General features: G+C 65.3%; 18 protein-coding genes. 7 read left to right on the top strand and 11 right to left on the bottom strand.

The features are described from left to right. Nucleotides 1-96: 96 nt before the first annotated feature. A complete protein-coding gene (locus IC762_RS02920) occupies nt 97-531 on the bottom strand; it encodes a GFA family protein (RefSeq protein WP_195787161.1) in 435 nt (144 codons plus the stop codon). Nucleotides 532-632: 101 nt separating this feature from the next. On the opposite strand from IC762_RS02920, the gene IC762_RS02915 reads away from it, so the two are divergent. Together IC762_RS02915 and IC762_RS02910 are read left to right on the top strand one after the other, a co-directional pair. After that, nucleotides 633-1,007: a nuclear transport factor 2 family protein gene (locus tag IC762_RS02915; RefSeq protein ID WP_195787160.1), complete on the top strand. Its 375-nt coding sequence runs from the start codon at nt 633-635 to the stop codon at nt 1,005-1,007. Between the two features lie 265 nt (nt 1,008-1,272). Further along, a complete protein-coding gene (locus IC762_RS02910) occupies nt 1,273-2,880 on the top strand; it encodes a Na+/H+ antiporter (RefSeq protein WP_195787159.1) in 1,608 nt (535 codons plus the stop codon). A 164-nt stretch (nt 2,881-3,044) separates the two neighbouring features. Here IC762_RS02910 and IC762_RS02905 read toward each other — a convergent pair whose 3' ends face one another. From IC762_RS02905 to ispG, 3 genes are all read right to left on the bottom strand, one after another. Then, complete coding sequence (locus IC762_RS02905) at nt 3,045-4,385, bottom strand: Rieske 2Fe-2S domain-containing protein (protein WP_195787158.1); 1,341 nt, start codon at nt 4,383-4,385, stop codon at nt 3,045-3,047. Nucleotides 4,386-4,503: 118 nt separating this feature from the next. After that, a complete protein-coding gene (locus IC762_RS02900) occupies nt 4,504-5,397 on the bottom strand; it encodes a TauD/TfdA dioxygenase family protein (protein ID WP_195787157.1) in 894 nt (297 codons plus the stop codon). A 248-nt stretch (nt 5,398-5,645) separates the two neighbouring features. Next, entirely contained in the window at nt 5,646-6,932 is a 1,287-nt protein-coding gene (gene ispG / locus IC762_RS02895; RefSeq protein ID WP_195787156.1) for a flavodoxin-dependent (E)-4-hydroxy-3-methylbut-2-enyl-diphosphate synthase, read from the bottom strand. A 258-nt stretch (nt 6,933-7,190) separates the two neighbouring features. Between ispG and IC762_RS02890 the strand changes: the two genes are divergently transcribed. Then, entirely contained in the window at nt 7,191-8,066 is an 876-nt protein-coding gene (locus IC762_RS02890; protein ID WP_195787155.1) for a sulfurtransferase, read from the top strand. Between the two features lie 173 nt (nt 8,067-8,239). Here IC762_RS02890 and IC762_RS02885 read toward each other — a convergent pair whose 3' ends face one another. Both IC762_RS02885 and IC762_RS02880 read right to left on the bottom strand, forming a co-directional pair. Continuing rightward, nucleotides 8,240-9,196, bottom strand: a complete 957-nt coding sequence (locus IC762_RS02885; protein WP_195787154.1) for a DMT family transporter — start codon at nt 9,194-9,196, stop codon at nt 8,240-8,242. Nucleotides 9,197-9,349: 153 nt separating this feature from the next. Next, nucleotides 9,350-9,835, bottom strand: coding sequence for a Fur family transcriptional regulator (locus IC762_RS02880; RefSeq protein WP_195787153.1), 486 nt, complete (start codon nt 9,833-9,835; stop codon nt 9,350-9,352). Nucleotides 9,836-10,012: 177 nt separating this feature from the next. On the opposite strand from IC762_RS02880, the gene IC762_RS02875 reads away from it, so the two are divergent. The 4 genes from IC762_RS02875 to IC762_RS02860 all read left to right on the top strand — a co-directional run bounded on the left by IC762_RS02875 (nt 10,013) and on the right by IC762_RS02860 (nt 14,951). Beyond that, complete coding sequence (locus IC762_RS02875) at nt 10,013-10,492, top strand: MarR family winged helix-turn-helix transcriptional regulator (RefSeq protein ID WP_195787152.1); 480 nt, start codon at nt 10,013-10,015, stop codon at nt 10,490-10,492. After that, entirely contained in the window at nt 10,485-11,645 is a 1,161-nt protein-coding gene (locus tag IC762_RS02870; protein WP_195787151.1) for an HlyD family secretion protein, read from the top strand. The genes IC762_RS02875 and IC762_RS02870 overlap by 8 nt, the downstream gene beginning before the upstream one ends. A 171-nt stretch (nt 11,646-11,816) precedes the next feature. Next, complete coding sequence (locus tag IC762_RS02865) at nt 11,817-13,373, top strand: MDR family MFS transporter (protein ID WP_195787150.1); 1,557 nt, start codon at nt 11,817-11,819, stop codon at nt 13,371-13,373. Between the two features lie 267 nt (nt 13,374-13,640). Further along, nucleotides 13,641-14,951 carry an ABC transporter substrate-binding protein gene (locus IC762_RS02860; protein WP_195787149.1) on the top strand — a complete coding sequence of 437 codons (1,311 nt, stop codon included), beginning with the start codon at nt 13,641-13,643 and terminating at the stop codon, nt 14,949-14,951. Nucleotides 14,952-15,156: 205 nt separating this feature from the next. Here the strand turns inward: IC762_RS02860 and IC762_RS02855 are convergent, their stop codons facing one another. The 5 genes from IC762_RS02855 to pcaF form a co-directional block, all read right to left on the bottom strand. Further along, on the bottom strand, nt 15,157-16,326 hold the full coding sequence (locus tag IC762_RS02855; RefSeq protein ID WP_195787148.1) for a Gfo/Idh/MocA family protein: 1,170 nt from the start codon (nt 16,324-16,326) through the stop codon (nt 15,157-15,159). 20 nt (nt 16,327-16,346) lie between these two features. Continuing rightward, a complete protein-coding gene (locus IC762_RS02850) occupies nt 16,347-17,201 on the bottom strand; it encodes a shikimate dehydrogenase (protein WP_195787147.1) in 855 nt (284 codons plus the stop codon). Nucleotides 17,202-17,218: 17 nt separating this feature from the next. Further along, on the bottom strand, nt 17,219-17,812 hold the full coding sequence (gene pcaG, locus IC762_RS02845; protein ID WP_195787146.1) for a protocatechuate 3,4-dioxygenase subunit alpha: 594 nt from the start codon (nt 17,810-17,812) through the stop codon (nt 17,219-17,221). Continuing rightward, nucleotides 17,813-18,514 (bottom strand): protocatechuate 3,4-dioxygenase subunit beta, encoded by a 702-nt coding sequence (gene pcaH, locus IC762_RS02840; RefSeq protein ID WP_195787145.1) that lies wholly within the window; start codon nt 18,512-18,514, stop codon nt 17,813-17,815. 105 nt (nt 18,515-18,619) lie between these two features. After that, nucleotides 18,620-19,828: a 3-oxoadipyl-CoA thiolase gene (gene pcaF / locus IC762_RS02835; RefSeq protein WP_195787144.1), complete on the bottom strand. Its 1,209-nt coding sequence runs from the start codon at nt 19,826-19,828 to the stop codon at nt 18,620-18,622. Nucleotides 19,829-19,915 lie beyond the last annotated feature (87 nt).

The raw sequence follows: 19,915 nt of genomic DNA, 5'->3' as shown, positions 1-19,915 counted from the left end.
GGAAGCGTCTTCATTATTTGTCTGCGACAATCCCGCGAGGTTCGGTTCCATACCGCCGGCTATGCCCCGACTCCGCAGACCGATCGGCGCAAGAATCTATTCCCCGCCACTCGTCACGTGCTCCTGATATTGCGGCAGGTTGTCGGTGATCGCGTACCACGGCGCCTTGGAGCCGACGAAGATATGCGCGCTCGGCCGGATCGTCGGTGCATCGCAGAGCGTCCCCATCGCGACATGGACGAAGCCGCCGTCGCGGACCAAGGAATACAGCAGCGAGCCGCAGAGCCGGCAATGCGCGTTGTGGCCGGTGGGGTCGCCGTAGATCATCATGCAGTGGGCGCCGCTGACCACGGACAGCTTCTCGCGCTCGATCCCGGCGAACGGCTTGAACGCCGAGCCCGTGGTGCGGCGGCAGTCCGAGCAGTGGCAGTTGAGCGCGTAGCCGAACGCGTCCGCGACCTCGTAGCGCACCGCGCGGCAGTAGCATTCGCCGATCAGCATGCGCGCCTTCGAATGTGCAGATGCGGTCACGGCTTCCTCCTCACGCGGAATTTTGCGCAACCGCCCGTGGCGCGATCGGGCGGTTCGTGGCTTAATTCGAGCAGAGCAATTTCCTGCCGGGAGGACAACCCATGAGCCAGAACCGATCCAGTGTCGAAAGCGTCGTGCAGACCTATTTCGACGGTCTCTACGAGGGCGACGCCGACAAGCTCGCGGCCGCGTTCCATCCCAGCGCCGACCTGCGCTGGGTCGAGAAAGGCGAGCTCAAAGTGCTGACGGTGCCGGACTGGCTCGCCTGGGTGCGCAAGCGGCCGTCGGGGAAGGCCGAAGGCAAGGCGCGCGAGGATTTCATCGTCACCATCGACCGTTCCGACGACAACACCGCCTTCATCAAGGTGCGCTGCCAGCTGCCGCCGCGCTTCTTCACCGACTATCTGGTGGCGATGAAGCTCGCCGACGGCTGGCAGATCGTCTCGAAGTCGTACCGCTACGACGTCAGGGACTAATAGGTTGATGCCGCGGGTTCGGTTCACCTCTCCCCAGCGGGGAGAGGTCGATCTGCGCAGCAAATCGGGTGAGGGGCCGCAGCTCTCACGAGAGACCATATCCCCTCACCCGGCGCTGCGCGCCGACCTCTCCCAAGGGAGAGGTGAACTTCCGATGCCGCTCCAATTCAACTTGATCTCACCGTGCTCCAATGACCGCCGGAGCGGTTCGGCGATGGCCAGACTGCATTGACTGAGGCCGGTTTCCGGGCGAAGTGAGCCGGTCATGGAAGCCACGTTTCAGATCTTTCTCATCCTGCTCGGCGTGCTGGCGGGAACCGCCCTGGTGGCGCGCCGGACCGATATCGCGCCGGCGATCCTGCTGCTGCTGGTCGGCGTCGTGCTCGCCTTCGTGCCGGGCATGCCGATGCTGGAACTGCCGCCGGAGCTGGTGCTGCTGGTGGTGCTGCCGCCGCTGATCTATTCGGCGAGCGTCGCGATGAGCTGGCGCGAGTTCAAGGCCAACCTGCGGCCGATCGTGCTGCTGTCGGTCGGCTGCGTGATCTTCACCGCCTTCATGGTCGCGGCCGCGACCCACTACCTGATCGGCCTGCCCTGGAGCGTCGGCTTCCTGCTCGGCGCCATCGTCGCACCGCCCGACGTCGTGGCGCCGCTCGCGATCGCGCGCAAGCTCGGCATGCCCCGCCGCATCCTGGTCGTGCTCGAGGGCGAGGGCCTCGCCAATGATGCGACCGCACTGATCCTCTACCGCTTCGCGCTGGCCGCGATCACCACCGGCCTGTTCTCGCTGCCGAAGGCGACCGGCACGTTCTTCGTCATCGTCGCCGGCGAGGTGGCGTTCGGCACCGCAGTCGGCTGGCTCAGCCTGCGCGCCCGCAACCGCGCCCGGGATCCGCAGGTCGAGATCACGCTGTCGCTGATCACGCCCTATCTCGCCTACTGGATCCCCGAGCATTTCGGCGGCTCCGGCGTGATCGCGACCGTGGCCTGCGGGCTTTACATGAGCTGGAATGGTCCGCTGCTGATCTCGGCCGCGACCCGTTTGCAAGGCATCTTCTTCTGGGACTTGATCATCTATCTGATCGAAGGCCTGCTGTTCCTGCTGACCGGCTTCCAGATGCGTTCGCTGTACGAGAAGTCGAAGGCGTTCCCGCTGCACGACATCCTCGCCGCCACCGCGCTGGTCGCAGTCATCGTCATCCTGGCGCGCTTCCTCTGGGTGTTCCCCGGCACCTATCTGCCGCGCTGGGTCAGCGCGCGGGTCCGCGAGCGCGATCCGCTGCCGTCGTGGCGGGCAGTGTTCGTGGTCGCGTTCACCGGCGTGCGCGGCGCGGTGTCGCTTGCGGCCGCATTGGCGCTGCCGCTGACGCTCCCGAGTGGCGACGCCTTCCCGTATCGCGACCTGATCCTGTTCGTTGCCTTCGGCGTGATCTTCGTGACCCTGGTCGGGCTTGGCCTCGGCCTGCCGCCGGTGGTGCGCTGGCTCGGGCTCGCCAAGGACGGACGCAGCGAATACGTCGCCGAGCATGAGCAGGAAATATCGGCGCGGCGCGAAGCGCTGGCGGCCGCGCTGAAGTCGCTCGACTCCATCACCGACGACCGCGAGCTGTCCGACGAGGTGATCAAGCTGTTGCGCTCGCGGCACGAGATCCGCTCCAACCAGCTGCCCGACTCGCTCGATCCCGACAAGCACGACGCCTCGGCCGCCGGGACCGACCTGACCCGCGAACTGATCGCCTCCGAGCGCAAGTTCATCCATGCCCTGCTGCGCGACGGCAAGATCACCGACGAGACGCGGCGGCGGATCGAGCGCGATCTCGATCTGGAGGAGGCGAGCCTGAGCAACCGGGAGTATCGGCGGATACCGCTTTAACCCCGATGTCGTCCCGGGCAAGCGAAGCGCGACCCGGGACCCATAACCACAGGGTCGAGTCACCAAGCACGCTGGGGCCACAGCGCATTCCCACAAATTCCAGCTGTGGTTATGGGTCCCGGCCTGCGCCGGGACGACGCCAGTGTTATTACTCCGCCAGCGATTTACTCCGCCGCCGCGTTCTGTCCGGGACCGCCGACAAACCCCGCGGGATCGCCGAAGCGTTCGATCATCACCGATGTGAGGTCCTTGCTCTTGCTGGTGACGCAGGCGCCGGAGCGCACGGTGTAGCGGTCCTGGCGCGCGACATGCGGCGGGGCCTCGCCCTTCTCCAGCGCGCGCGCCGCCTCCATCACCAGCTTGCGGAAATGCATGATGCCGAGATCGGTCGGGCCGAGATGCTCGCGGGTGCGGTCGGCGATCGGGCCCTGGCTGTCCTGCACCGCGGCGTCCTGCTCGGAGACGCCCTTGATGCCGGTGTAGCTCTTGGTCCGCTGCAGCTTGCGGTCGATCAGATAGTCGTTGGCCCTGTTGCGCAGCGGCACGTAGTTCTCGTCGACGACAGCCATCACGCCGTTGCCATTGGCATAGCCGTTGCGCTCGGCCTCGGTCAGCGGCCGGTCGGGATTCCACGCATAGGTGTAGATCCAGCAATTGGTGTCGGTGACCGGCACGAAGGTCTGGCCGAACATGTTCTCGCCGGGCATCGAGCTCGGCGCGTAGGAATGGAACGGCATCAGGAACTGGGCGATGCGCCAATAGATATTGTCGCTGCCGGTAAGCCGCCCGCCGGCGACCGTCAGTCCCGCGTCATGCGGATTGATCTTGATCACCGGCCGCGGGTCCTCGGCGATCCAGCGCATGTGGTCGGTCGCCACCCGGGTCAGCGGGTTGACGAAGTGCTTCTTGATGTCGAGTATCTCGTTCTCCTCCTTTTCGAAGGAGAGATGCGCGAAGGTGAAATGCGCGGTGTCGATCGAGCCTTCGACCGCCTGCACCCAGTTGCAGTCCTGCCATTTCTTGGTGACGAAGCGGTGCGAGGCCGGCAGCAGCGCCATCTCCAGCGCCGGCAATTCGGGCATCAATTCGACCGGACCCATATAGGCCCAGATCATCTCGCCCCATTCGCGCACCGGATAGGACTTGATGCGGATCAGGTCCTTCGCGTTCAGGTCGGGATAGGACGTCGGCATGTCGACGCAGCGGCCGTCGGTGTCGAACTTCCAGCCGTGATAGACGCACCGGATGCCGCATTCCTCGTTGCGGCCGAGCCAGAGATTGGCGCCGCGATGCGGACAGTATTGGTCGATGATCCCGACCACGCCGCGCGAATCGCGGAAGGCGAGCAGCTCTTCGCCCATGACAACGATCTTCTTCGGGTCGCTGTCGGGCTCCGGGAGCTCTTCGGAGAGCAGCACCGGGATCCAGAACCGGCGCAGCAGTTCGCCCATTCCTGTCCCGGCACCGGATTCTGTGAGGAATACGTTGTCTTCGGCGCGAAGCATGGACGACCTCCCGATTTATTTTTCGTAGGATGGGTGGAGCGGAGCGATACCCATCAACTTTTATCCGCGCGGTGAGATGATGGGTTTCGCTCCGCTCTACCCATCCTACGCAATTGTCTCACACCGGCCGCTCCCCCTTCACCGTCACGCGCGTGCCCGAGCGGGTGTGCGGCCAGTAGTCCCACATCGCGCGGTGCTGGGCGCAGCGGTTGTCCCAGAACGCGATCGCGTTCTCGGTCCAGCGGAAGCGGCACTGGAACAGCGGGTTCTCGGCATGCTGGTAGAGATAGGCCAGCACCGCGTCGCTCTCGTCGCGGGGAATACCCACGATGAAGCGGGTGAAGCCGCGGTTGACGTAGAGCGCCTTCTTGCCCGTCACCGGATGGGTGCGCACGATCGGATGCTCGGCGCGGGGATAGTCCCGCTTGTCGGCGACGCCGTAGTTCGCATACAGCCCGCGATAGGTCTGCTCGCCGTCATGCAGCGCGGTCAGCCCGTCGAGATACGCCTTCATCCGGTCCGACAGCGCCTCATAGGCGGCGTACATGTTGGCGAACAGCGTATCGCCGCCGCGCGGCGGGCACTGCTTGATGTAGAGGATCGAGCCCATCGGCGGCTCGAGGTCGCAGGACACGTCGGTGTGCCAGCCTTCGCCATTGGCGCGCGGGGAATCCTTGTCGGCGTAGATCTTCATCAGCGCCGGATCGCCCTCGTTGGGCGCCGCCGGATGCACATGCAGCTCGCCGAACTTGCGGCCGAAGGCGAGGTGCTGTTGCGGGCTGATGTGCTGGTCGCGGAAGAAGATGACGAGGTTTTCGGCGAGCGCGCGATGGATCTCGTCCATCTGGCGGTTGGAGCGCGCATCACCATCGACGAGCTTGCCGATGTCGACGCCGGAGATCTCCGCGCCGATGATCGGCGTCAGCTTCTCGACGCCGATGGTCTCAAAGGGCTCGGTGGAGTCGGCGGTGTGCCGGTAACGCGGGCCCTGCTTGCCGGACAGTGAGCTCATGGGCGTGCTCCCGATGGTTTTTGTTTTAACCATCGTAGCCCGGATGGAGCGAAGCGCAATCTGCGCTGCAAACATATCCGTCGTCCCGGACAAGCGCAGCGAAGCGGAGCGCAGATCCGGGACCCATAACCACAGGATTGTGTTTGGCGAAGGCTCGCAACCCACGTCTCGCACCACAACCGCTGCCTGGGGTTATGGGTCCCGGCCTGCGCCGGGACGACGGCGGAGTGTGTTGCGCGAGCGGCGGCTTACTCCGCTCCCGCGCTCTCCGGCAGCTTGGCGCCGTTGCCGTAGCGCTGGTCGATGTAGTCGATCACAAGCGCCTTGAAGTCGGCGGCGATGCCGGGGCCGCGCAGGGTGCGGAACTTCTTGCCGTCGACGAACACAGGCGCGGCCGGCGCTTCGCCGGTGCCGGGCAGGGAGATGCCGATATTGGCATGTTTGGATTCGCCGGGGCCGTTGACGATGCAGCCCATCACCGCGACGTTGAGCTCTTCGACGCCGGGATATCTGGTCTTCCAGGCCGGCATCTCGTCGCGGATGAAATCCTGGATCGAGCGCGCCAGCTCCTGGAACGTGGTCGAGGTGGTGCGGCCGCAGCCCGGGCAGGCCGCAACCAGCGGCACGAAAGTGCGGAAGCCCATGGTCTGCAGCAATTCCTGCGCGACCTGCACTTCGAGCGTGCGATCGCCGCCGGGCTCCGGCGTCAGCGAGATGCGGATGGTGTCGCCGATGCCCTGCTGCAAGAGGATGCCGAGCGCAGCCGACGAGGCCACGATACCCTTGGAGCCCATGCCGGCCTCGGTCAGGCCGAGATGGATCGCGTAATCCGAGCGGCGTGCCAGCTCCTGATAGACCGCGATCAGGTCCTGCACGGCGGAGACCTTGGCCGACAGGATCATCTTGTTCTTGGGCATACCGAGCTCTTGCGCCCGCGCCGCCGAGAGCAGCGCCGACTGCACCATCGCCTCACGCGTCACCGCACGCGCATCGCGCGGGTTCGGCGAGGCCGTGTTCTCGTCCATCAGCTTGGTGAGCAACTCCTGGTCGAGCGAGCCCCAATTGGCGCCGATGCGCACCGGCTTGTCGTTCTTGTTGGCGATCTCGATGATGTCGGCGAATTGCGTATCGCGCTTGTTCTTGAAGCCGACATTGCCCGGATTGATGCGGTACTTGTCGAGCGCCTCGGCACAGGCCGGATACTCGGCGAGCAACTTGTGGCCGATATAGTGGAAGTCGCCGATCAATGGCGTGGTGAGGCCGAGCTTGCGCAGCCCGTCGCGGATGTGCGGGACGGCAGCGGCGGCCTCCTCGCGGTCGACGGTGATGCGCACCATCTCGGAGCCGGCGCGGGACAGCGCCGCGACCTGGGCGATGGTGCCCTTGATGTCGGCGGTGTCGGTGTTGGTCATCGACTGCACGACAATCGGCGCGCCGCCACCGACGGCGACGTTGCCGACCATGACCTGCGTGGTGTGGTGCCGCGGCGCGGGGCCTGCGACGTCGTCTTGCGGCAAAATCTCGGGCTTGTTCATGGCGTCTCGAATATCAGGTTTTGGTGACATTCACCAAGGGGGCGATGGGCAGCGGGGCGGCGCGGCCGAACGGGCGTGTTCCGGTGTGAATTCAACAGCTTATGGCGCCGATCGGGGCGATACGCAAGCCATGCAGCGGCGTCCTGCATGGGAGCTATATTGGACCGGATTTCGCCGATTCAAAGGGCAAAGTCGCGGCTTTTCTTGTGATCTGGCGCATCTTAGCGTCCTATTAAGACGATGCCGGGAGGACGTGAGATGGCCGCACATAGCGAACTGATCACCACGGCGGAACTCGCCGACATCCTCGGCGAGCCCGGGTTGCGGCTGTTCGACTGCACGACCTATCTGGAGCCGGCGCCGGCCGGCAGCAGCGCGCCCTATGTCGTGGTCTCCGGCCGCCAAACGTTCGAGGCCGGGCATATCCCGGGCGCGAATTTCCTCGATCTGCAGGCCGAGTTCTCCGATTCTCGTACCGAGCTGCGCTTCATAATGCCCGATGTCGCGCAGCTCGAGGCCGCGTTCGGCCGTCACGGCATTTCGGCGAACAGCCGTGTCGTGCTGTATTCGATCGGCAGCGCGATGTGGGCGACCCGATTCTGGTGGATGCTGCGCTCGCTCGGCTTCGACGGCGCCGCGGTGCTCGACGGCGGCATCGACAAATGGACCGCCGAGGGACGCGACATCGAAACCGGCCTCGCCGGCGGCTATCCGCCCGCGACATTTTCCGCGCGGCCGCGCGCCGGCCTGTTCGTCGGCAAGCACGACGTGCTGGCCGCGACCGGCGCTGATAACACCGTGATCGTCAACGCGCTCGGCCCGCAATTCTACAAAGGCCTGGAGCCGAGCCGCTACGGCCGGCCCGGCCGCATTCCCGGCAGCGTCAGCGTGCCGGCGGCGAGCCTGATCGATGCCAGGAGCAAGACCTTCGCGCCGCTCAGTGAGGCCGCCGCGACCTTCGCGGCGCAGGGGATCACAAAGGACAAGCGCGTGGTGGCCTATTGCGGCGGCGGCATCTCGGCGACGATCGACCTGTTCCAGCTGCATCGGCTCGGCTACGACGATCTCACGCTCTATGACGGCTCGATGGGCGAATGGGCGAAGGATGCAAGCCTGCCGATCGAGGTGGGGTAGAGAGGCGCACAGCCCTCTCCCCACGTCGTCCCGGCGAAGGTTGGGATCCATAACCGCAGGGTGGAGTCGTTGAAACAAGCTGGGGCCGCAGCGTCGCGCAACAATCAATTTTTGTGGTTATGGGTCCCGGCCTGCGCCGGGACGACACCGAGTGTGTGGCGCCGCTCTCTCCCTCACGCCGGCACATTCGGATCCGGCGTCACCTTGGGGTCGGGTTTGTTGACCAGATAAAGCCCCGCGATGACAAGCAGCGCGGCGACGCCGAACACCGCCGTCAGCGTGTCGTGCATGACGAAATAGGCTGCGACCACGCCGAACAACGGCGTGATGAAGGTGAAGGCGGAGAGCTTGCTCGCCGAATAGGCACGCACCATTCCGAACCAGATCACGAAGGTGCAGCCGACCACCCAGACCGATTGGTAGACCAGGAGCGAGATCGACAGCGCGCTCGGCGCATGCGTGATGTGCTCGTCCGCGATCCAGGACGCGATGCCCAGGATCGGGATCGAGACCGCGACCTGATAGCCGAGCGCCTTTTCCGGCGCGGCGTTGCGCAGCCGCGTGCCCTTGGCGACCAGCGTCGTCGCGGCCCACAGCGCGCCGCCGCCGACCACCAGGAGATCGCCGAGCAGCACCTTGGCGTCGACATTCGGCTGCGGCACGCCGATCGCGAGCGCCACGCCGGCAAAGCTCAGCGCCAGCCCGCCCCACTGCACGGCGCTCAGCCGCTCGCCGAGGAACTGGTGCGAGCCGAGCGCGACGAAGAACGGCGCGGTATAGAGGAACACCGAGCCGCGCGAGGCCGAGGTGAAGACGAGGCCGGAGAAGATCAGCACGAACTCGAAGCCGAACATCAGCCCGGCGACGAGGCCGGGCAGCAGCGAGCCGTCGCGCTCGAAGAATTTCACGCCGCGCAGCCAGCCGATGAACAGCATCACCGGCAGCGCTCCGGCGGAGCGGATCATCGCCTGCAACATCGGCGGCACGTCGGGCAGCGCGAGCTTGACCGCGAGCTGGTTGAAGCCCCAGCTGACGCACAGCATCAGCATCAGCGCGATGGCGCCGGGCGGCAGCCCATGCCCGACGCTGACGGGCCTGGCAGAGTTGGCGGAAATTGCTTGCGTCGTCATGTGTCCTCGCGGGCCGGCTTGGCGCCGTGTTGTTCTGGTTCGTATTGATCTATCCCGTCATTGCGAGCGGAGCGAAGCAATCCATCGCGCCGCAAGCGGAGAAATGGATTGCTTCGCTTCGCTCGCAATGACGGATGAAGCATCTTGGGCCAGCTATTTCTGGCAATGCGCGCAGGTCCCTGCGATCTCGACGACGGAGAGTTTTGGAACGAACCCCGTCGCCCGCGCCGCGGCGGTCAGGCTTTGCGCGACGGGAGCCGCCGGGATCTCGCCGACCGAGCCGCAATGGTCGCAGATCAGGAACGCGACCATCGAGGCCTCGTCGTGATCGTGGGCGCAGGCGAGGAAGGCGTTGCGGCTCTCGATGCGGTGGACGAGGCCGTTTTCCATCAGGAAGTCGAGCGCGCGGTAGACGGTAATCGGCGCCGGGCGCGGCATCGATTTCGCGAGTTCGTCGATCACCTCATAGGCGCCGAGCGGCCGGTGGCTGGACAGCAGCGCCTGCAGCACCTGACGCCGGATCGGGGTGAATTTCTGGCCCCGGCGGCTGCAAACCTGCTCGGCATGCATCATCGCATCCGCGGCGCAGCGGCCGTGGTCGTGATCGGGCGCGGGGAATGTCGGCTTGGCCAGGCTCATCGGCAGAAAGATAGCATCCGCGCCCGCATTCCCAAAGCCCGTGCGGCCGGCCCGCGCGGCGGGCACATGCGCGCCCGATGTCAGCCATGTGTGCGCTGCGGGGCAGCCTCGCGTTAATCGGGTGTGAAGACATCATAAGCAAGCTTATTATATCCCAAGCTTAAGGAGGCAGGGTCCATGACCGGTTCCGTCGACACGGAATTCTTGTTCACACTCGGCGAATTGTTTCGGCTGATCCGGGTCTATGCCGACAAGGAAGCCGCGCGCTACGGCATCACCCGCGCGCAATGGGCGGTGCTGTCCAAGATCGAGCGCAACGAGGGCATGAAGCAGACCGAGCTCGCCGAGCTGCTCGAGGTGCAGCCGATCACGCTGACCCGGCTGATCGACAAGCTTTGCGACAATGGCTGGATCGAGCGCCGCAGCGACGACAGCGACCGCCGCGTCAACCGCCTCTATCTGAAAAAGGCCGCGCGCCCGCTGCTGGGCAAGCTCGCCGGCCTGCGCTCCGAACTCACCGCGACCGCGCTCGAGGGCATCGGCCCGACCGACGCGCACCGCCTGCTCACCCAATTGGAATCGATCAAGGAAAACGTTCGCAATGCCATCCAAAGCCCAGCCAGCGAACCCTCCCGAAAGGAACAGCGCTATGGCTGAACCCGCGCTCAAGCTGGCGCCGGAGCAGAAGAGCAATCCCGCCGCACCGCCGGAGAAGGTCGAAGCCGCGCCGCGCCGCAGCTTCTGGCGGCGCTATCGCCGCACGCTGCTGCTGGTGGTGCTGCCGATCGTGGCTGCGATCGGCGGCCTCGCGTTCTATCTCAACGGCGGCCGCTATGTCGGCACCGACGATGCCTATGTCGGCGCGCAGAAGGTGCTGATCACGCCGGAAATCTCCGGCAAGATCGACAAGATCGTCGTGAAGGAAGGCCAGCACGTCAAGAAGGGCGACGAGCTGTTCGAGATCGATCCGGTACCCTATCGCCTTGCGGTGGCGCAGGCCAAGGCGGCGCTCGACCAGACCAGGACCACCTATGACAATCTGGTCGACACCATCAAGATCAACACCCAGATGCTCGACTACGCCCAGCAGAGCGTCGAACTGAAGAAGCGCGACGTCGAGCGCAAATCGACGCTCGCCAAGCAGAATTTCGGTTCGCAACTCGACCTCGACAACGCCGCCAACGCGCAAGTCACCGCCGAGAGCCTCGCGCAATACATCAAGCAGCAGATCTCCAACGCCAAGACCCAGCTGCTCGGCAGTGTCGATCTGCCGATCGAGCAGTTCCCGGCCTATGCCCAGGCCAAGGCGAAGCTCGATGACGCCCAGCGCAATCTCGACCACACCGTGCTGCGCGCGCCGATGGACGGCGTGGCGACCCAGGTCGACCAGATCCAGCTCGGCCGCTTCGTCGCCGCCGGCTCGCCGGTGTTTTCGGTGATCGACGTCGACAATCCCTGGGTCGACGCCAACCCGAAGGAAAGCGACTTCACCTATGTCGCGGTCGGCCAGCCGGTCGAGCTCGACGTCGACGCGTTCCCCAACCACGCCTTCAAGGGCAAGATCGGCTCGCTGTCGCCGGGCACCGGCGCGCAGTTCGCGATCCTGCCGCCGCAGAACGCCACCGGCAATTTCGTCAAGGTGGTGCAGCGCGTGCCGGTGCGGATCTACTTCGACAAGGACGATCCGTTCGTGAAGAAGCTGAAGGCCGGCATGAGCGTCTACGCCACGATCGACACCAACCACCGCCGCTCGCTGGCGGGCTTGCTCGGGATGCAGCCGGCGGCCGCGCATGGTGGCGAGGAGGAGTAGAGGAGGTGACGACATGCGGGCGCTTCCTCCACATCCTCCGCTGTCATCGCCCGGCTTGACCGGGCGACCCAGTACGCCGCGGCCTTGCGGTTCACGGCATGGCCTCTGGAATACTGGGTCCCCGCATTCGCGGGGACGACAGCCACGCGTAGACCAATAGGACCTTTCTGAATGACCACACCGTCGCCATCCGCCGTCCCTGGCCTGCGCCGGAACATGGTGACGATCTGCGCCATGACGGCGACGATCATGCAGGCGCTCGACACCACGATCGCCAACGTCGCGCTGCCCTATATGCAGGGCTCGCTGTCGGCCTCGCAGGACCAGATCAACTGGGTGTTGACCTCCTACATCGTCGCGGCCGCGATCATGACGGCGCCGGTCGGCTGGATCGCCAACCGCTTCGGCCGCAAGCGCATCTTCATCATCTGCTCGGCCGGCTTCACCATCGCGTCCGTGATGTGCGGCCTGGCGCAGGACATCAACCAGATGGTGCTGTTCCGCCTGTTGCAGGGCGTGTTCGGCGCAGCCCTGGTGCCGCTGTCGCAGGCCGTGATGCTCGATTCGTACGCGCTGCATGAGCGTGCCAAGGCGATGTCGATCTGGGGCATGGGCGTGATGATGGGCCCGATCATGGGACCGTCGCTCGGTGCGTGGCTGACCGAGACCTATTCCTGGCACTGGGTGTTCTTCGTCAATCTGCCGTTCGGCGCGTTCACCGTGCTCGGCCTCGCCGTCTTCATGGACGAGACCAGGCAGGACCTCAATCTGCGCTTCGACTGGTTCGGCTTCTCGGCGTTGGCGGTGTCGATCGGCGCGCTGCAGCTCGCGCTCGACCGCGGCGAGCAGCTCGGCTGGCTGGAATCCAACGAGATCATGATCGAGTTCATCGTCGCTGCCGTCGGCGCCTATTTCTTCTTCGCCCATTCGCTGACGACGGACCGGCCCTTCATCCAGTTCGCGCTGTTCAAGGACAAGAACTTCCTCGGCGGCTGCGTGTTCATGACGGTGATGGGCCTCGTGCTGTATTCGACCATGGCGCTGTCTTCGCCTTATCTGCAGAACGTGATCGGCTATCCGATCATCACCGCCGGCTTGCTGCTGGCGAGCCGCGGCTTCGGTACGTTCGTGGCGATGATGCTGGTCGGCCGCCTGATGCGCTATATCGAGGCGCGCACGCTGATCGTCTCCGGCCTCTCATTGACCGCGGCCTCGCTGTTCCGGATGACCGGCTGGACCGACATGACCCAGGCGCCCGAGATCATCACGGTCAGCGTGATCCAGGGCTTCGGCTTTGGCCTCGTCTTCGTGCCGCTGTCGACGGTGGCGTTCATGACCTTGCCGGGACAGCTGCGCACCGACGGCACTTCGATGCTGACCTTGCTGCGCAACGTCGCGAGCTCGGCCGGGATCTCGATCGTGATCGCGCAGCTCACCGAGGGCGGGCGGCGGATCTACGCCAAACTCTCCGAGCAGATCAACCCGTTCAACCACGCGCTGCAGATGCCCGACGTCGCCGGCATGATCAACCTCAACACCGACGCGGGCCGCGCGATGGCCGACAAGATGGTGGCGGCGCAGTCGCAGATCATCGCCTTCTCGCATGACTACATGCTGGTGATGATCTTCATCCTGGTCTCGATCCCGCTCGCCATCATGATCGGCTCGACCAAGGCCGCCCTGCGCCAGCAGTCCGCGCCCCCGGACCATGCCGCGGTGATGGAGTAATATTGAGTTGTCGTCCCGGCGAAGGCCGGGACCCATAACCACCGGATTGCGTTGTCGGGAAAGATTGCGGCCCCAGCGTCATCCAACAATTCGCATTTGGGGTAATGGGTCCCGGCCTTCGCCGGGACGACGCTGGAAACAGATGCGCCCCCTACCAACTCACGAGCCGCGGCGCCCGCAAGCCGCGTTGACTTTCCGCCGCCCGCTCCCAATACTCTCCGAAAAAATAACACCCGTCGCGAATGACGGCTTCAGGGGAGGGATGCGATGCCGACGTCACGCAGGACGCTGCTGAAGACATCCGCGGCTGCCGCCGCTGCATTCAGCTTCGATTGGACGCGCGCACAGGCGCAAGCGGAAACCGTACGCATCGGGGTGATCTACGACCTGACCGGCCCATTCGCGGCGGGCGGATCGGTCGCCTCCTCGATCGGCACCCAGATCGCCATCGATCTCGTCAACGAGAAGGGCGGCGTCGGCGGCAAATACAAGATCGTACCGGTCAATGTCGATTCCCAGAGCAAGCCCGACGTGGCGATCAACGAGGCCAACCGGCTGATCGATCAGGAGAAGATCGACATCCTCAATGGCGTGTTCGCGAGCTCGCACGCAGTCCCGCTCGCTGCCAAGGTCGAGCAGCAGAAGCGGATCCTCTGGATCACCACCGCGGTCTCGACCGCCGTGTTCAAGGACAAGAACCTGCAATATGTGTTCCGCGCCCAGATCCATTCCGACCAGTACGGCCAGGCGTTCGGCGGCTTCCTCGCCGAGCACGCCAAGGCCAAGCTCGGCATGGAGCCGAAGGACGTCAAGGTCGCGCTGATCCATGAAGACGGTCCCTACGGCGTCGGCGTCGCCGCGGCTGACGAGATGTTCGCCAAGGAGGCCGGGCTGCAAATCGTGCTGAAGGAAGGCTATTCGGCCTCCGCACCCGACCTCTCTGTGCTGGTGACCAAGCTGAAGCGCGCCAAGGCCGACATCATTTCGCATGCCGGCTACAACCCCGACATCACGCTGTTCCTGCGCCAGGCGCGCGAGAGCGGGCTGAAATTCAAGATGCTGTTCGGCGCCGGCGCCGGCTACAGCCAGCTCGACAAGCTGCGCACGACCTTCGGCGCCGACATCGACAATTTCTGCAACATCGATCCGGTCCCGGCGCAGCTGCTCGATCCCGCCAAGCTCGCGCCGGGCGTCGGCGATCTCACCAAGGTGATGGTCGCGCGCTACCGCGAAAAGACCAACGCCACCGAAGTGCCGCCGCACTGCTCGATGGGCTTCAACCAGACCTGGGTGCTGCTCAACAACGTGCTGCCGGTCGCCAAGGAGAAATATGGCGGCTTCGATCCCGAGGCGATCCGCAAGGCGGCGCTCGACGTCGACATCCCGCCGGGCGGCACCATCCAGGGTTATGGCGTGAAATTCTATCCGCCGGGCACACCGATGGCCGGCCAGAACGAACGCTCGACGCCGGTCGTGATGCAAAACGCCGGCGAGCGCATCACCGTGGTGTGGCCGACGAACATAAAGACGCAGGATCCGGTGTTTCCGCTGCCGAAGGGTTCGGTGTACGGGGCGTAAGGTCCTCTCGCGGCACCGGCGGAGCCGTAGGTGGGCAAAGGAGCGCAGCGACGTGCCCACCATCCACACGATGCTCGCGATGGTGGGCACGCTTCGCTTTGCCCACCCTACGATCGACTGCTCGCAATCCCGTCCAGTGTCATCACCCCGCGGCCGAGGCGGCGGTGCACCTTCTCCCAAGGGGAGAAGGGAAGAGAGCTTGCCGCTACAGCACCACTCGCCTGCCCTCATCCGCGGCCCAGTAGCCGGCGTAATTCACCTTCGTCGTCTCATACGCCAGCGTAAGGTCGGCGAGCGGTTGCCGGCCCGTCGCGACGCATTCCATGAAATCCTGGATCTCCTGCAGGTAACCCCGCGTCCATTCCTCCTCGAGGCAGACGTATTGCCAGCCGGTTTTGCGATCGACCTTCTCGGTGATGTAGACGCTCGCGAGCTTCTCCTCGCTCGTCTGGTAGCTCGTCAGATGCGTGTTCGGCGTGATGTTGGCGAACAGCGAGCCGCCCGAGGTGTAGGTTTCGATCAGATTGCGCACGCCGCCCATGATCATGTCGCCGGAGAACACCGTGGCCTTGGTGCCGTCGGAGAAGGTTGCGGTCAGCGTGCCCCAATCCTCGACGTCGACCGGCTTTGCCTTGATGAAGGCGCGCTCTTCCGGCCTGAGCGTTGCCGTGACGTGGCCGACGTCGCAGGTGACGCTGGCAACCGTAATCGCCTCGCTACGCGCGCGGGCCTCGACCTGCTTGAGATAGAGCACCGCCGACAGCGGATGGCAGCCCATCCGGATCAGCGAGCCGCCGCCGGTCATCGCCCACTCGGCGGCGTGCGCCGCATGCGAGCCGGAATGGCTCTCCTCGCCCTTCATGAACAGGATCTTGTCGCGGGTGGCCCGGATGATCTCCGCGGTCTTGGTGATCGCTGGTGCATAGATCCAGTCCTCGGCGTACATGAAGAGCTTTCCAGTCCGCTCGATCGCGGCGCGGGTCGCCTCCATCTCCTCCATCACGCGCTGATACATCAGCGCCTTCGGAACATGCCTGCCGATCGGCGTCTTGTCGCCGTCGCGGCCGAAATAGCCGCTGAACGGCTTTTCGCAGATCACGTGCTTGCCGGCCTGCATCGCCTCGACGATCATCGCGGCGTGGAGGTTGGGAGGCGTGCAGATGTCGATGACATCGATATCAGCGTCGGCGACGAGTTCGGCAAAGCTGCGATGGGCGCTTGGAATCTGATGCTTGCGCGCGAACTCGACGACATGATCGCCGCGCGCCGCCACCGCCCGCACCTCGACGTCGACGCCATAGACGCGCCGATAGGCATACATGTGCAATTCCGACACGAAGCCGCAGCCGGCCAGACCGATCCTGATTGTTGTCATTGGGAAATGTCTCCGCGCCTTCAGGCGGAGGCAGAGTAGCGCGCCGCCATCACGGCGTCGAACGCATTTCCCATCACGGCATGCGGCGGTGTCGTCCCTGTGAACAGCGCAAACGCATCCGCCGCCGCGTTGATGGCGAGATCGCGCCCGGTGAGCACGGGCGCGCCCTTGGCCTTGGCCGCCAGCAGCATCGGCGTCCACAACGGCGTGTAGACGGCGTCGGCGACCCACATCGCCGGATGCAGCAGCGCATCCGGCACCGGCAGGTCGCGGCTCGGCAGCATGCCGACCGGCGTGGCGTTGACGAGGCCCGCCGCGCCGTCGACCGCGGCCGCAACGCTCGTGGCGTGAACGGCATGGGGGTGCGGCAACCGCGCCGCAAGCTTGGCGGCACGGGCCACATCGCTGTCGAAGATCCTGATCTCGGCGGCACCGAGGCCGGCGAGCACGAAGGCAATCGCCTTGCCGACGCCGCCGGCACCGATCAGCGCGATCGGACCACGCGGCGTTGCGGCGAGCAGCGGCGCGATGGCGCGCGCAAAGCCTGTTGCATCGGTGTTGTGCCCGATCAGCCGCGTGCCATCGACGACGATGGTGTTGACCGCGCCGATCGCGCTTGCATCGGCTGTGACGTCGTCGAGCCAATCGACGACGGCTTCCTTGTAGGGAAAGGTGACGTTGATGCCGGCAAAGCCGAGCCGCCTGATGCCATCGAGCATCGCGCGCAGATCGTCGCGTCCGGCAGCCGGCACCTCGATGAGCTGATAGTGACAGTGCAGGCCGAGCGCTGCGGCGGCCTGCTCATGCATCGCAGGCGCCGCCGAATGCGCGATCGGATATCCAACGAGGCCGGTGAGGAAGCGGTTGCGCGTCATTCCCGGACCCTCTCGCGTCACACGTCGAAGAACACCGTCTCGTTGTCGCCCTGCAGGTGGATGTCGAGCGTGTAGACGTTACCCGCCTTCTTCGCGATCAGGGTGGCGCGGCGATCGGCCGGCACCAGCGCCAGTACGGGATCACCGGCGTTGCCGGCCTCATCGTCGAAATAGATCCTTGTGTAGAGTTGCAGCAGCATGCCGCGTCCGAACACCGCGAGCAGGATGTGCGGCGCCTGCGGCTTGCCGTCGGGATCGGGCACCGAACCCGGCTTGATGGTGTCGAAGGCGTAGGCGCCGCTGTTGTCGGTGCCGACGCGGCCAAAACCCTTGAAGGAGGAATTGGGCAGCGCGCGCTTGTCCTGCGGATCGGAGAAGCGGCCTTGGGCATCGGCCTGCCAGATCTCCAGCATGCAATCCGGCACAATCGCGCCGTCGCCGTCATAGACCTTGCCTGCGACGCGGATGCGCTCGCCGGAAACATCAGGCGTCAGCAGATTGTTGGTGAAGGCGTCGTTCCACGCGTATTCGCCGTTCGGCGTCAGGCCGTATTTGAAGTATGGGCCGACGGTTTGCGACGGCGTGATGCCGTCAGGACGCTGGTTCGACACTTACCTGGTCTCCATCGGCGTGGCGTTGCGCCCGCGCAGCACGATATCGAAGCGATAGCAGAGCGCCCATTCCGGCCGGGTGTTCTCGAGATCGAACGACGAGATCATCCGCAGGCGCGCCTTCTCGTCGGTCACCGAGTTGAAGATCGGATCGAACGGGAACAGCGGATCGCCCGGGAAATACATCTGCGTGACGAGACGCGAGATGAAGGAATGGCCGAACACCGAGAAATGGATGTGCGCGGGCCGCCAGGCGTTGTGGTGATTGCCCCACGGGTAGGCGCCGGGCTTGATGGTGATGAACTTGTAGTAGCCCGCAGCATCCGACTGGGTGCGGCCGGCGCCGGTGAAATTCGGATCGAGCGGCGCCGGATGCTGGTCGACGACATGGATGTAGCGGCCGCAGGCATTGGCCTGCCACAGCTCGACCAGCACGTTCGGCACGCCGCGGCCGTCCTCGTCGAGCACATGGCCGTGCACGATGATGCGTTCGCCGAGCGGCTCGCCGGTGGCCTGGATGGTGAGATCGTTGTCGTGCTCGCGCACGGTCTCATGACCGTAGACCGGCCCGGTGAGCTCCGAGAGCGTGTGGCGGATCGGGATCAACGGCTTTTGCGGCGAACGCTTCACGGTCGAGCGGTAGCCCGGCGACAGCCGCGCCGGATGCGCCGCAAGCGACTGCAGCGGATACTGTAAGGTCATGGCTGATACCTCCGTGGCCCGCGCGCCCGCAGGCCTTGCCGCAGACCATTATCGAACATAACCAATTCGGGGAAGGGCTGATTTCAGCCCTTCCAAACGATTGGATTAGTTCAGCTTTTCGATCGCGACCGCAACGCCCTGGCCGACCCCGACGCACATAGTTGCCAAGGCAAGCTTCCCGCCGCGCTTCTCCATGCCGTGCACGGCGGTCAAGACCAGCCGCGCGCCGCTCATGCCGAGCGGGTGGCCGAGCGCAATCGCGCCGCCATGCGGATTGACGAAATCGGCGTCGTCCTTGACGCCGAGTTGGCGCAGCACGGCGATGCCCTGCGAGGCGAAAGCTTCGTTGAGCTCGATCAGGTCGAAATCCGACACCTTGATGCCGAGCCGCGCGACCAGCTTCTGCGTCGCCGGCACCGGGCCGATGCCCATGATGCGCGGCGGCACGCCGGCCGACGCAAGACCCAGGATTTTCGCGCGCGGGGTCAGGCCGTGCTTCTTCACGGCAGCCTCGGAGGCGAGGATCATCGCGGCGGCGCCGTCATTGACGCCCGACGCGTTGCCCGCGGTCACCGTGCCCGGATTGCGCACGATCGGCTTCAGCTTGGCCAGACCTTCGAGCGTGGTCTCCGGCCGCGGATGCTCGTCCTTGTCGACGGTGATGGGACCGGCCTTGCCGCCTGGCACCTGGATCGGGACGATCTCCTCGGCGAAATAGCCCGAGGCGATCGCAGCACCGGCGCGCTGCTGCGAGCGGATCGCCATCGCATCCTGGTCGCCGCGCGAGATCTGGAATTCCTCGGCGACGTTCTCGCCGGTCTCGGGCATCGCATCGACGCCGTACTGCGCCTTCATCAAGGGATTGATGAAGCGCCAGCCGATCGTGGTGTCGTAGATATCGGCCGAGCGCGCGAAAGCCTCCGGTGCCTTGCCCATCACGAACGGCGCGCGCGTCATCGATTCAACGCCGCCCGCGATCGCCAGATCGATCTCGCCGGCGCGGATGGCGCGGCCGGCCGCACCGACCGCATCTAAGCCGGAGGCGCAGAGCCGGTTCAGGGTCTGGCCGGGAACCGAATCGGGGAGGCCTGCGAGCAGCAGCGCCATGCGCGCGACGTTGCGGTTGTCCTCGCCGGCCTGGTTGGCACAGCCGAAATAGACCTCGTCGACCGCTGTCCAATCGACCGTCGGGTGCTTGGCCATCAGCGCCTTGATCGGGGCGGCCGCGAGGTCGTCGGCGCGCACCTTGGCGAGCGCGCCGCCGAAACGGCCGATCGGGGTCCGGACGGCATCGCAAATATAGACATCACGCATTGAATCTCTCCCTGAATGCCGTGGCTTAGGCGCTGGATCGCTTGGAACTTGGGACGAGTTTTAGGAGCGTGCCTCCGGCAGGTCAAT

Origin of the sequence: Bradyrhizobium genosp. L (assembly GCF_015624485.1) — a bacterium.
Lineage (GTDB): Bacteria > Pseudomonadota > Alphaproteobacteria > Rhizobiales > Xanthobacteraceae > Bradyrhizobium.
Note: the sequence above shows the minus strand (reverse complement) of the source record. Positions and strands in the feature narration are given on the sequence as shown.